The 12,297-nt window shown below is 75.1% G+C and carries 15 protein-coding genes and 1 pseudogene; 7 read left to right on the top strand and 9 right to left on the bottom strand.

Going from position 1 to position 12,297, the window contains the following annotated elements; all coding sequences use genetic code 11:
- The 4 genes from ABT297_RS41265 to ABT297_RS41250 form a co-directional block, all read right to left on the bottom strand.
- A partial coding sequence (locus ABT297_RS41265; RefSeq protein WP_350559036.1) for a hypothetical protein occupies positions 1-311 on the bottom strand: 311 nt, incomplete at its 3' end.
- A 4-nt stretch (positions 312-315) separates the two neighbouring features.
- Positions 316-582, bottom strand: a complete 267-nt coding sequence (locus ABT297_RS41260; RefSeq protein ID WP_350559033.1) for an acylphosphatase — start codon at positions 580-582, stop codon at positions 316-318.
- A gap of 142 nt (positions 583-724) precedes the next feature.
- Positions 725-2,836 (bottom strand): MMPL family transporter, encoded by a 2,112-nt coding sequence (locus ABT297_RS41255; RefSeq protein ID WP_350559030.1) that lies wholly within the window; start codon positions 2,834-2,836, stop codon positions 725-727.
- Positions 2,837-3,029: 193 nt separating this feature from the next.
- Positions 3,030-3,956, bottom strand: a complete 927-nt coding sequence (locus ABT297_RS41250) for a MerR family transcriptional regulator (protein WP_350559027.1) — start codon at positions 3,954-3,956, stop codon at positions 3,030-3,032.
- Positions 3,957-4,048: 92 nt separating this feature from the next.
- Here ABT297_RS41250 and eno point away from each other — a divergent pair, with 92 nt between their 5' ends.
- The 3 genes from eno to ABT297_RS41235 all read left to right on the top strand — a co-directional run bounded on the left by eno (position 4,049) and on the right by ABT297_RS41235 (position 7,261).
- On the top strand, positions 4,049-5,329 hold the full coding sequence (gene eno / locus ABT297_RS41245; protein WP_350559024.1) for a phosphopyruvate hydratase: 1,281 nt from the start codon (positions 4,049-4,051) through the stop codon (positions 5,327-5,329).
- A 68-nt stretch (positions 5,330-5,397) separates the two neighbouring features.
- Positions 5,398-6,234: an SDR family oxidoreductase gene (locus tag ABT297_RS41240; protein ID WP_350559021.1), complete on the top strand. Its 837-nt coding sequence runs from the start codon at positions 5,398-5,400 to the stop codon at positions 6,232-6,234.
- A gap of 34 nt (positions 6,235-6,268) precedes the next feature.
- Entirely contained in the window at positions 6,269-7,261 is a 993-nt protein-coding gene (locus tag ABT297_RS41235) for a DUF2332 domain-containing protein (protein ID WP_350559018.1), read from the top strand.
- A gap of 82 nt (positions 7,262-7,343) precedes the next feature.
- Here the strand turns inward: ABT297_RS41235 and ABT297_RS41230 are convergent, their stop codons facing one another.
- On the bottom strand, positions 7,344-8,021 hold the full coding sequence (locus tag ABT297_RS41230) for a hotdog fold domain-containing protein (RefSeq protein WP_350559015.1): 678 nt from the start codon (positions 8,019-8,021) through the stop codon (positions 7,344-7,346).
- Between the two features lie 63 nt (positions 8,022-8,084).
- Positions 8,085-8,651 carry a dienelactone hydrolase family protein gene (locus ABT297_RS41225; protein WP_350559012.1) on the bottom strand — a complete coding sequence of 189 codons (567 nt, stop codon included), beginning with the start codon at positions 8,649-8,651 and terminating at the stop codon, positions 8,085-8,087.
- 62 nt (positions 8,652-8,713) lie between these two features.
- Here ABT297_RS41225 and ABT297_RS41220 point away from each other — a divergent pair, with 62 nt between their 5' ends.
- Complete coding sequence (locus ABT297_RS41220) at positions 8,714-9,295, top strand: hypothetical protein (protein ID WP_350559009.1); 582 nt, start codon at positions 8,714-8,716, stop codon at positions 9,293-9,295.
- Here ABT297_RS41220 and ABT297_RS41215 read toward each other — a convergent pair whose 3' ends face one another.
- Both ABT297_RS41215 and ABT297_RS41210 read right to left on the bottom strand, forming a co-directional pair.
- Positions 9,296-9,949 carry a response regulator gene (locus ABT297_RS41215; protein ID WP_350559006.1) on the bottom strand — a complete coding sequence of 218 codons (654 nt, stop codon included), beginning with the start codon at positions 9,947-9,949 and terminating at the stop codon, positions 9,296-9,298. It lies immediately after the preceding gene.
- Positions 9,946-10,986: a sensor histidine kinase gene (locus ABT297_RS41210; RefSeq protein ID WP_350559003.1), complete on the bottom strand. Its 1,041-nt coding sequence runs from the start codon at positions 10,984-10,986 to the stop codon at positions 9,946-9,948. Before ABT297_RS41210 ends, ABT297_RS41215 begins: the two co-directional genes overlap by 4 nt.
- Between ABT297_RS41210 and ABT297_RS41205 the strand changes: the two genes are divergently transcribed.
- Positions 10,945-11,343, top strand: a complete 399-nt coding sequence (locus ABT297_RS41205; protein ID WP_350559000.1) for a hypothetical protein — start codon at positions 10,945-10,947, stop codon at positions 11,341-11,343. The genes ABT297_RS41210 and ABT297_RS41205 overlap by 42 nt on opposite strands.
- On the opposite strand, the gene ABT297_RS41200 is transcribed toward ABT297_RS41205, so the two are convergent.
- Positions 11,319-11,720: a winged helix-turn-helix transcriptional regulator gene (locus ABT297_RS41200; RefSeq protein WP_350558997.1), complete on the bottom strand. Its 402-nt coding sequence runs from the start codon at positions 11,718-11,720 to the stop codon at positions 11,319-11,321. The two genes, ABT297_RS41205 and ABT297_RS41200, sit on opposite strands and share 25 nt — an antisense overlap.
- A gap of 155 nt (positions 11,721-11,875) precedes the next feature.
- On the opposite strand from ABT297_RS41200, the gene ABT297_RS41195 reads away from it, so the two are divergent.
- Entirely contained in the window at positions 11,876-12,115 is a 240-nt protein-coding gene (locus ABT297_RS41195; RefSeq protein ID WP_350558994.1) for an MDR/zinc-dependent alcohol dehydrogenase-like family protein, read from the top strand.
- Positions 12,055-12,297 (top strand): annotated as a pseudogene (locus ABT297_RS41190) (hypothetical protein); the annotation flags it as partial. The gene ABT297_RS41195 and the pseudogene ABT297_RS41190, both read left to right, overlap by 61 nt.

The following is a 12,297-nucleotide window of genomic DNA, read 5'->3' as shown; positions in this document are numbered from 1 at the left end:
GCGCAGTGCGCGGCCGACACGGCGCAGTGCGCGGCCGACACGGCGCAGTGCGCGGCCGACACGGCGCAGTGCGCGGCCGACACGGCGCTGCGGGCGGCCGACACGGCGCTGCGGGCGGCCGACACGGCGATCAGCCCGACCCCCGCACCGCGGTCAGTCACGGCCGGCGGCGCGACCGTGACCGTCACCGCTGCGGGCCGACGATCAAGAACGACCGGGACGCCGGTGGTCACGACGAAGGCCGTCACCGCCTCGCCGAGGTCCGCGTGCGGGACGCCGACGCGGAGCATCCACCGCCGCACCCGCCCCACGGGCTCACCGGATCCTGAACCCGGTCAGCCCCTCCGGCGGTCCGTCGCGCACCTCGACGCCGGTGACGTGGGCCGACTCGGGGCCGTGGCGGGACCACGCCACGAGCGCTTCTACCGCCTCGTCGTCGCCCTCGAACACGGCCTCCACCCGGCCGTCGGGCAGGTTGCGCACCCAGCCGGCGACGCCGCGCGTCTCGGCGGCGCGCCGGCACGTGTCGCGGAAGAACACGCCCTGCACCCGGCCGGAGACGAGCACCCGTTTGCGGATCATCGTCCGACGGTACCGCCGCCAACGCGGCCCGGGGCGGGCTCTTGACACCGCGGAGCCGGCAGGGCCGGGGCCGCCCTTGAGGCAGGCCCCGGCCCGGTGTCTCGTGGGAAGAACGGTCTGTGAGTGACGCGGACCCGAGTCCTCATGAAGCGGTGACGGCCGGTTCGGGCTCCCTCGCGTCCGCGGGTTCGTCCGCGGCCTTCGACAGGGCGCTCGGCCACCACATGCGGCGGCCGAGGTCGAGGTTGAGCGCGGTCACCAGGACCGAGCGGACGATGATCGTGTCGAGCAGGACGCCGAACGCGACCGCGAAGCCGATCTCGGCGAACGCGGTGAGCGGGAGCGTCGCCAGGACCGCGAACGTGCCGGCCAGGACCAGGCCGGCGCTGGTGATGACGCCGCCCGTCGCGGCCAGGCCGACCAGGGCGGCGCGGCGCGTGCCGTGGCGCGGGGACTCCTCGCGGACGCGGGTCATCAGGAAGATGTTGTAGTCGATGCCCAGCGCGACCAGGAACACGAAGACGAACAGCGGGAAGCTCGTGTCCGTGCCGGCGAAGCCGAAGACGTGGCGGAACACCAGTGCGCTGATGCCCATCGCGGCGCCGAAGGACAGCACGACCGTCGCGATGAGCACGAGCGGGGCCACGATCGAGCGCAGCAGCGCCACCAGGATGAGCAGGACGACTGCGAGGACGACCGGGATGATGACGTCGCGGTCGTACTTCGCGGCGCGCCGCACGTCCAGGTTGATCGCGGTCGTGCCGCCGACCTTCGCGTCGGCGCCGGGGATGGCGTGGACGCGGTCGCGCAGGCGATCGACCGTCGCGTACGCGGCGGCGCTGTCGGCCTCGTCGGCGAGGTAGGCGTTGATGTACGCGTGGCCGTTGCGCGGCGGGAGCGCGGTGACCGCCGCCGGGTCCAGGCCGCTCGTCCCGGCGACGGCGGCGCGGATCTCGTCGGACTTCGCCGCGGCGCCGATGACGACGACCGGGGTGCCGGCCGCGGCCGCGCCGTGCCGGGCGAGGACCTCCTCGCCGACGATCGAGTCCTGGGTGCCGCGGAACGACTCCTTGTTCGTCAGCCCGGTCGCGCCGAGTTGGACGATGCCGATCGCGGCGAACGCGAGCACGGCGGCGGTGACGATCCAGACCGCGCGCGGGCGGCGACCGATGCGGGCGCCGACGCGGGCCCACAGCCCGGTCGTCGTCGGCTCCGGCGAGCCCACGCGCGGGCGCAGCGGCCAGAAGATCCAGCGGCCGCAGATCGTCAGCAGCACCGGCAGGAGGGTGAGCATCACGGCCAGGCCGACGGCGATGCCGATCGCGGCGACCGGGCCGAGGCCCTTCGTCGCGTCGGTCTCGGCGAGCAGCAGGCACAGCATGCCGAGCACGACCGTCGCGGCGCTGGCCACGATCGCCGGGCCGGCCCGGTGCAGGGCCTCGGCCATCGCCTCGTGGCGGTCGCCGTGGCGGCGCAGCTCCTCGCGGTACCGGGCGATGAGCAGCAGCGCGTAGTCGGTGCCGGCGCCGAAGACGAGCACGGTCAGGATGCCGGCGCTCTGCGCGTTGACGATCAGCCCGGCGTGCCGGGCCAGCAGGTAGATCACGCCCTGCGCGACGACGAGCGCGACGCCGGAGGAGATGACCGGCAGCAGCCACAGCAGCGGGCTGCGGTACGTCACCAGCAGAATCACCACGACCACGACGACCGTGCTCGCCAGCAGGTTGGTGTCGATGCCGGCGAAGGCCTTGCTCGAGTCGGCGGCGTTGCCCAGCGGGCCGGTGATGTGCACGCTCATGCCGTTCGCGCCGGCCTCGGCGGTGGCACGCAGCCGCCCGGCGACGTCGCCGGCCTTGCTCCAGCCGTCGCCGCCGAGGTCGAGGGGCACGACGATCTGGGCGGCCCGGTTGTCGTTCGTCGGCCGCGCGTCGAAGACCTTGCCGTCGAGCTCGGGCATGGCGCCGAACGCCCGGGCGTCGGCCGCGAGCTTGGCCTTGTCCGGATCGGTGAGGCCGGTGGCGCGCTCGTAGACGACCACGGCCGGGATGGTGTTGGGTGAGGCGAAGCCCGCCTGTACGTCGAGGACCCGCACCGACTCGGCGCCGCCCGGCAGCCACGACTTGGTGTCGTTCTGTTCGGCGCCGGAGAGCTTCTGCGACAGCGGCAGCGCGACGGCGGCGACGGCCAGCCAGAAGACCACGAAGGCGTACTTCACCCACCGCCCCGCGATGAGCCCCGCGACAGATCTCGTCATGATTCGGCGCTGCCCCTCACCTGAGTTAGCGACACTACGGCGCACTGTGCCGGGGCGGCGGCTCGACTCCGGCCCGCACGGCTCCCGGCCGCGGGACAGGGCGTCGCTGACTGACACTAGTAGCGACCCGGCCGCCGTCGTGGCCGAACGCCTGGAGCCGGGGCCATGCAACCCGTGCCGGCACCCGCCGAGGTCAAGGACGGCGTGAGACCAACCTGATGCCGTCCCCGGCGCGGGAGCGGTTGAGCCAGCGCAGCACCTCGTTGGCGTGCGTCGACGGGGCCGGGATCGGGTGGAAGACGTGCTCGATGCGCCCGTCCGCGACGACCAGGGTGAGGCGGCGGTAGAGGGTCATGCCACCGGCGGTGAACGTGGGCAGGCCGAGCGCGGCGGCCAGGGTGAGCCGGGGGTCGGGGATCAGGGGGTACGGCAGGCTGAGGCGGTGCGCGAGCTCCCGCTGGTAGCCGGCGGACTGCGCGGACAGGCCGTAGACGCGCGCGGCGCCGGCGCCGAGCAGCTCGCTGTGGTGGTCGCGGAACCAGCGGGCCTGCTCGGTGCCGCCGCGCGCGCCGGGGATCTCGAGCAGGCCGTCGGGCAGGTCGACGCCGGGACGGCCGGTGAGCGGGTACACGAACAGCACGGTCCGGCCCTGCCCGAAATTTCGGAAATTTACGGGCTTTCCGTCCGTTGCGAAGATCTCGGCGCCGGGCATTGGGCGGCCGATCAGGTCCGCAGGGTCGACGCCGCCCGCCGAAATGTCCAGATTTTTCGTGACGTTCACCAATGCGAGGCGCGCCTCGAGGGCGTCGCGCTGCGCGGTCAGCTGGCCGATGCGCTCCTGCAGGCCGCCGATCGCGCTGCGATACGTGGCCAGGGCCGCCGCGCACACGTCCGACTCGTCGGCGCCGGCGGCGACGCTCTCCACGAACGGCCGGGTCTCCTCGACGCTGAGCCCGAGCGCGGTCAGCTCGCGGATCTGCACGACCAGCCGCACGGCGATCGGGTCGTACTCACGGTAGCCGTTGCCGAGGCGGCGCGGCACGACCAGGCCCACCGACTCGTAGTACCGCAGCGCCCGTATGGTGGTCCCCGAGCGCCGCGCCAACTCACCAACGCGCATTCCACAAACCCTAAACCCGCACCCCAGGGTGCGGGTCAAGGTGAGCGTCATCGCGTCGCCGAATCGGCCCTGAGCTGCCAGGATCGGGCCTCATGACAGTCATCGAAGAGGTCGTCGCCCGCCAGATCCTCGACAGTCGCGGCAATCCGACCGTCGAGGTCGACGTCCGCCTGCGCGACGGCTCGTCCGGCCGGGCCGCGGTGCCCTCCGGCGCGTCGACCGGCGCCGCCGAGGCGGTGGAACTGCGCGACGGCGACCCGCGGCGCTTCCACGGCAAGGGGGTCGCGACCGCGGTCGCCAACGCCGCCGGGCCGCTCGCCGACGCGGTCCGCGGGCTGCACGCCGAGGAGCAGGCGCAGGTCGACGCCGCCCTCATCGCCGCCGACGGCAGCCCGGACAAGAGCCGCCTCGGCGCCAACGCGATCCTCGGGGTGTCCCTGGCCACGGCCAAGGCCGCCGCGGCCGCGAGCCGCCGGCCGCTCTACCGCTACCTCGGCGGCGACGGCGCCGTCCGGCTGCCGGTCCCGATGATCAACATCGTGAACGGCGGTGCGCACGCCGACAACCCGCTGGACTTCCAGGAGTTCATGGTCGCGCCGGTCGGCGCGGCGACGTTCTTCGAGGCGGTACGCATGGGCTCGGAGATCTTCCACACGCTGCGCCGCGCGCTGGCCGCGGCCGGGCACAACACCAACGTCGGCGACGAGGGCGGCTTCGCGCCCGCGTTCACCACCGCCGACGAGGCGCTGCGGTTCGTGACCGAGGCGATCGCGGCGAGCGGTTACGAGCCCGGCGGCGACGTGACGATCTGCCTTGACCCGGCGGCGTCGGAGTTCTACAAGGGCGGCGCGTACGACTACGCGGGCGAGGGCGTGGCCCGCTCGACCGCCGAGCACATCGATCACCTCTCGGGGCTGCTGCGGCGCTACCCGATCGCCTCCGTCGAGGACCCCGTGGCGCAGGACGACATCGACGGCTGGCGCGCGCTGACCGCCCGCGAGGGGGCCGGCACGCAGCTCGTCGGCGACGACGTCTTCTGCACCGACGCGGCCCGGCTCGCCGCCGGCATCGCGGACGGCTACGCCAACGCGATCCTGGTGAAGGTCAACCAGGTCGGCACGCTGACCGAGACACTATCCACGGTGGACACCGCCCGGCGGGCCGGCTACCGGGTGGTGATGTCGCACCGCTCCGGCGAGACCGAGGACACCACGATCGCCGACCTGGCGGTGGCCACGGGCTGCGGGCAGATCAAGACCGGCTCGGTGTCCCGCTCCGACCGTACGGCGAAGTACAACCGGCTGATCCGCATCGAGGAGGAGCTCGGCGCGCGGGCCGAGTTCCCCGGCGCCGCCGCCCTGCGCCCGGCGTAGCCCACGGTCGGCCCGATGCTGCCGACCGGCTTGACCTCAAGCGCTGTTGAGGTCGCAACATGGCCGGCATGACGGACATCGACCGTGCCCTGGTGGTCGGGGCGACCGGCAACATCGGCCGGCACGCGGTGGCGCTGCTGCGGGAGCGGGGCGTCGCCGTGCGCGGAATGGCCCGCGACCCGGCCGGCCTGCCCGCCGGCGTCGAGCCGAGCCGCGGCGACGTGCGCGACCCCGAGGCCCTGGGCCGGGCGCTCGCCGGGGTCGACGCGGCCCTGCTGATCTGGCCGTTCCCGACGGCGGACGGGATCGCGGCGGTCGCCGGCGCGCTGGCCGGCGAGGCGCGGCGGGTCGCGTACGTCTCGGCGCTCAGCGTCCGCGACGACCGCCCGCCGGCCGAGAGCGGCGTCTGGGGCGAGGTCGAGGACGCGATCCGGCGCACCGGCGTCGCGTGGACGTTCCTGCGGCCGAGCGGGTTCGCCACCAATACGCGGCAGTGGGCGGAGGACATCCGGGCCGGGCGAGTGGTGCGGGTGGCCTATCCGGAGGCGGCGCGCTCGCTCATCCACGAGCGGGACATCGCCGAGGTCGCCGCGCGCGTGCTGACCGAGCCCGGGCACGCGGGCGCCGCCTACACGCTGACCGGGCCCGCCACGCTCACCCAGGCCGAGCAGGTCCGCGTTCTGGCCGCGGCCGCCGGGCGCGCGGCACGGGTCGAGGCGGCCACGCCGGAGGAGGCGCGGGCGCAGCTGGGCTGGGCCGGCCCGGGCTGGGCGGAGGCGATCCTGCGGCACTGGGCCTCGCTCGTCGACTCGCCCGAGCCGGTGACCGGCACGGTGGAGCGGCTGACCGGGGCGCCGGCCCGCTCGTTCGCGCAGTGGGCCGCGGAGCACGCCGCCGAGTTCTGACCCCCGCTTCGACTCAGGCCGTAGCATCGTGTGCATGTCGCGGAGGACGACGGCCGAGGAGTACCGGTTTTTCGCCTCGGCGATGGCTCGGGGCAGTTCACCGCTCTACGAGCAGCTCGCCCTCGGCGTCGCCGGTGACGCGGAGCTGATCGGGATGCTCGACGGGCTGCCGCCGGCCAAGCGCCAGCCCAACCTGCTCTTCGCCGCGGCGCGGCACGTGGGCGGGACCCCGGACGGATACGCGCGGTTCCGCGACATCGTCCTCGGTCACCGCGACGCGGTCGTGGCCACGATGCTCGCCCGGCGCACGCAGACCAACGAGCCCGGGCGGTGCGCCGCGCTGTATCCGGCGCTCGCCGCGCTGCCGCAGCCGCTGGCGCTGCTGGAGGTCGGCGCCTCCGCGGGCCTGTGCCTGCTGCCCGATCGGTACGCGTACGAGTACACCCGCGACAACGGCACCACGGTCCGGGCCGGCGCGGCGGACGGTGCGCCGCGGCTGCACTGCCGCGTCGAGGGCGCGCCGCCGGCCGTGGGTGCGGACGCGGTGCGCGTGGCGTGGCGGGCCGGCATCGACCTCAACCCGCTCGACGTGACCGACGAGGACGACGTGCGGTGGCTGCGCACGCTGGTCTGGCCCGAGCAGCTCGACCGGCTCGCCCGCCTCGACGCGGCGCTCGAGGTCGCCCGCCGCGACCCGCCGCGGGTCGTGGCCGGGGACCTCAACGCCCGCCTCGACGAGCTCGTCGCCGAGGCGGGCGGCGCGGTCCGGGCGGGCGCCACGCTCGTGGTCTTCCACACCGCCGTCCTGGACTACGTGCCGGAGCCGGGGCGCGGCGCGTTCGTCGACCGGGTCCGGCGCCTGGACGGGCACTGGCTCTCGCAGGAGGCGCCGGGGGTGGTCCCGAGCATCGACACACGGCTGCCGGGGCCGCCGCCCGCCGGCACGATCGCTTACGTCGTGTCGCTGGACGAGCGGCCGCTGGCCTTCTCCGCCTTGCACGGCGCCTGGCTGCGCCCGCTGGCCTAGCACCTGTTTCATGACTGAGGCGGGGCTGCGGCGGGCCCAGACCGCCTGGCGGCGTCCCGCGGAAGCCCGGTTACAACACCGCCTAGTCCGCCGCCGGGGGCAGCGCGATCCAGGTCGCGCGGGCGGTCGCCAGGACCGCCCCTTCCGGACTGTATACAGTGGACAGTACATCGGCCTTGCGACCCCCGCCGCCGATGTGGCTGCCCATCACCACGCACGTGTCGCCCGGCCGCGGCAGGGCGTCGATCCAGGCCGAGAGGCGCCCCAGGACGTACGGGCGGCCGCCCGACGGCGCGATGACCGACCAGCCGCCGGGGCAGTCCAGCGCGGCCCACATCGTCGGCTCGCAGACGTCGCCGGGCACGTGCCAGGGCGTCGCGGTGCGGCCGTCCGGCAGGATGCCGGGGTGCAGCGCGAGGCCGTCGTCGCGCCCGGTGCCGCACACGTAGCACGTCGGGAACGGGTGCGAGCGCAGGCCCGGGTAGCGCTTCGAGGCCTCCGCGGCGTCGCTCAGCGGCACCGGCGGCACGGCATCCGGTCGCTGCGCCGGCGCGGGGCGGGCCTCGGCGATCAGCTTGTCGCCGGCCAGCACCCGGGCCGCGGCGTCGTCGCGCACCACGGCGAGGTCGGTGTCCAGCGGCAGCGGGCGGCGCAGCGTCACCTCCGCCGGTGCCAGGCCGAGCTCCATCGCCAGCAGGCCGGCGCTGTAGCCGCCGTTGCCCGAGCCGGGCGGGCCGTTGAACCGCGCCGCAATGCGCATCCGATGCGTCCGTTCCTCCCCTGCCGGTCTACCAGACGCCGGCCCGGACGCCGCCCCCGGGTGCTAACAGATCGCGAGGAAGTCCAGGGCGCGCCGCCAGGTCAGCGCGGCCGCGCGGGCGTCGTGGTCGGGCAGGTCGGCGTCGGTGTAGAAGTGGGCCACGCCCGGGTAGGTGGAGACCCGCACGTCGGCACCGGCGGCCGTGGCGGCGGCGTGCCAGGCCGCGACGTGCTCCGGGGGTGCGTAGGGGTCGGGGTCGGCCACGTGCAGCTCGACCGGGAGGTCGGGGGCGGCATCCGGCGGGATCGCGGCGAGGCCGTGCAGCAGCAGTACGCCGGCGGTGCCGGGCCGGTCGGGCAGCAGCTCCTGGACCACGCCCGCGCCCATCGAGAACCCGGCCAGCACGGCGTCGGGTGGCAGGTCGCGCACGGCCCGGCGGGCCAGCTCCGTGATGGTGTCCCAGCCGATCCGGTCCTTGAGCGCGAACGCGTCCTCGATCGTGGCGCCGGTCTGCCCGGCGTAGAGGTCGGGGGCCACCACGTGGTGCCCGGCGGCGCGCAGCCGGTTGGCGGCGCGGCGCTCGACGGACCGCAGCCCGTACACCGAGTGGAAGATCGCGACATGGGCCATACACCGATTGTGACTTTGAACGTCCTGTTGAAAACATCTCGTTCATCTGACACAGTGTCAACATGACCGAGTTGTTCACCCGCCCCGATCCGGCCGAGCGGCGCGCGGACCGCGTCCACGGCGCCCTCGCCCACCTCGTCGAGCGGCACGCGGCGACCCCCGAGCACCGATCGCGCCAGGTCCACCCGGCGATGGCGGCCCCGCACGAGATGGTGCGGCTCGTGGCCGGGCTGGCGGGCGGCTCGATCCCGGTCGAGCCCGGCGAGCCCGGCCTCGACACGAGCGACCTGCTCGCCGCGCTGACCCTGCTGCCCGAGGTGCGTGCGGAGCTCGACGCGATCGAGCTGCAGCTGCTGACCAGGGCCCGCAACGGCGCCATGACCGGTCCGGAGCGAAGCGACGGGGCCGGTCATCATGGACTCAGCCCTGAGGTCGTGCGGCCGGAGCGAAGCGGAGGCCGCATGACCGGTCCGGAGCGAAGCGACGGGGCCGGTCATCATGGACTCAGCCCTGAGGTCGTGCGGCCGGAGCGCAGCGGAGGCCGCATGACCTGGCAGGACATCGCGTTCGGCCTGGGCCTCAACTCGCCGCAGGCGGCCCGGCAGCGCTACGAGCGCCTGGAGGCACGCGCCGACGAGGCGTGATCAACCACCGGGGCGGATGAGGCCGCTCTCGTAGGCGAACGCGACCGCCTGCACCCGGTCGCGCAGCCCGAGCTTGGTCAGCATCCGCGACACGTACGTCTTCACCGTCGCCTCGCCGAGGAACAGCGCGGCGGCGATCTCGGCGTTGGACAGCCCGCGGGCCACCAGCCGCAGGACGTCGACCTCCCGCTCGGTGAGCCAGGCCAGCTGCGCCGCGGCGCGCGGGTCGGCCGCGGGCGCCCCCGCGTAGGACTCGATGACCCGCAGCGTCACCGCCGGGTCCAGCAGCGCCTGTCCGGCCGCGACCGTGCGCACAGCGAGGACGAGCTGCTCCGGCGGCGCGACCTTCAGCAGGTACCCGCTCACCCCGGCCCGCAGCGCCTGGCGGACCGCCTCGTCCTCGTCGAACGTGGTGAGGATGATCACCTTCGCGGACGACTCGGCGAGGATGTGCCGGGCCGCCTCGATCCCGTCGCCGCGCGGCATGCGCACGTCGAGCAGGACCACGTCGGGCGCGGTACGGCGGACCTCGGCGCGCGCCTGCTCCCCGTCGGCCGCCTCGCCGACGACCTCGATGTCTGCCTGATGGTCCAGCAGCATCCACAGCCCGGCCCGGATCATCGCCTCGTCGTCCGCCACTACCACCCGGATCATGCCCGCACTCCCTTCACTGCCCCGGATTCGGTACCGAGGGGAAACACGGCCCGCACCGTGTACCCGCCCGGCCGCTCCCCCGCGCTCAGCGTGCCGAAGAACGCCGCCACCCGCTCCCGCATGCCGATCAGCCCGTGGCCGCCGGGCGAGGCACCCGCCGTGGCGACGCCGGAGTCGTTGTCGACCGTGAGCGACACGCGCCCGGGCTCGCGGCACAGACGGACCGTGGTCGGGGCGGGCCCGGCGTGGCGCAGGACGTTGGTCAGTGCCTCCTGCAGCACGCGGTACGCCGAGATGTCCTGCGCCCGCGGGATCCCGGCGAGGTCACCGTCGACGGTGAGCGAGACCGGCAGCCCCGCGGCGCGCACCTCGGCGACGAGTTCCTCGGCCCGGGCGAGGGTCGGCTGCGGCGCCGGGGCTCCGGCGTCCGGCGAGGCGTCTCGCAGGATGCCGACCAGGGCCCGCATCTCCCGCACCGACTCGCGCCCCAGCCGCTCGATGCCCTCCATCATCTCGGCCTGCGGCGTGCCCGCCGGCAGGGTGCTGCGCACGGCGCCGACCTGCAGGACCATCACGCTGATCGAGTGGGCCACCGCGTCGTGCATGTCGCGGGCGATGCGCTGCCGCTCCCGCGCGACGGCGGCGAGCTCCCGGGCCTCGCGCTCGGCGTCCAGCGCGGTGTTGAGCCGCGCCAGCAGGTCCGCGCGGTCGCGCAGGTCCGCGCGGTCGCGCAGCCGGCGGGCGAGCAGGCCGACGCCCCATGCGCCCCAGCACAGGAGGCCGAAGAACAGGTTCTCCCATGCCTGCCCGCCGATCCCGGCCACCGTCGAGTCCGCCATCCGCCCGGCGACCCAGGTGCCCAGGCTCGCCATGAGCTGCAGCGCCAGCGGCGCGAGCCACGACGTGGCGGTACGCGTGGAGCCGGCCCGAACGACGCGGTATCCGGCCCAGCCGGGGGCGGCGAAGAAGCCCAGCACCGTGGCGCCCGTCGGCCCGTGCAGCCCGCCGACGACCGCGATCGGGAACGCGAGCCCCACCACGAGCGCCCCGGCAACCGGCCGCCACCCACCCAGCAGCATCCCGCCGGCGACGGCCGCCAGCGCCGCGGCCGGCACGGCCGGTGCCGCGGAGAACTGCGCGTCGAGGAGGATCTCGACGCTGCCTACGACGGTCAGCGCGGCGCCGGGCTGTCCCGAGCCGGGGTGGTCGGCTGGTGGACGGTGCCGGCCGTGGTGCTGGGCTACGCCGGGCTGCTGTTCATGCCGTACGACACCCCGGTCCTGCCGGCCGTGGGCACCCTGCCGATGCTGGCCGCGATGGCCTTCGCCGGCCGGCGGGTGCTCGGCCGCGCCCGGGTCGGCGCGCCGGCCTACCCCGCGGCGGTGGCGTCGTAGTCCTCGCGGGCCCGCAGGATCTGTTCGATGTGCGTCTCGGACCAGCCCTTGAGGGCGGCCAGGATCGGCACGAGGGAGTGGCCGAGCGGCGTCAGCTCGTAGTCGACCCGCACCGGCACCGACGGGGTGACGGTGCGGGTCACCAGTCCGTCGCGCTCCAGCGTCCGCAGCGTCTGGGTGAGCATCTTCTGGCTCGCGCCGGCGATGCGGGTGCGCAGCTCGCCGTGCCGGAGCGACCCCTTGGCGAGGGCGTTGACGACCAGGCCGGCCCACTTGTCCCCGACTGTGGCGAACACCTGCCGGGTCGGGCAGGTCGCCAGGAACGCGTCGTACACGATCCGCTCGTCGGCGCGCCGCTGCTCGGCGGACTTGGTCACTGCTCCTCCGGCCCTCCGAGTGGCATAGGCACTAATGGGCACCTACTTACCAACGGTACCCGACCCGAGGCACGGTGGCGACCGGCGGCCCGACCGGCGCCCGTCGCCGGCCGCGTCCCGGTCCGCGTGAGCGCCGCCTGGTCAACCCGGTCGACGTGCGGACCCGGACCGGCGGCCCGGCCGCGATGCTGTCCGGCCTTCGTCCGCCGTTCGGGCTCGGCTCGGACTTCGCCGGCGTCACCGACGACGGCATCGCGGTCGTCGGCCTGGTGCCGTGCGACGCCGATGCCGGCGCCACCGGCACCTACGCCGAGCGACTGCTCGCCGACCCGGCGTGGCTGGGGCCCCGATCCCGGCCGGCGTCGGTCCCGCCGAGGCGGCGGCGCTCGCCCTGACCGGCCTCACCGCCCGGCAGGCCCTGCCGCTGGCGGGCCGGCGGGCCGGCGCGCGGCCGCTCGTCACGGGCGCCGGCGGCGAGGATGCGGGTCGTGAGCCGGCCCGCGGCCGCTCGTCACGGGCGCCGGCGGCGAGGATGCGGGTGGGGCGGCGGGCCGCGGCCAGGTGGGCCAGCGGCCCC

The organism is Dactylosporangium sp. NPDC000555 (genome assembly GCF_040300025.1).
Classification (GTDB): domain Bacteria; phylum Actinomycetota; class Actinomycetes; order Mycobacteriales; family Micromonosporaceae; genus Dactylosporangium.
The sequence above is the reverse complement of the archived record's forward strand: the minus strand, read 5'-3'. Positions and strand labels throughout refer to the sequence as shown.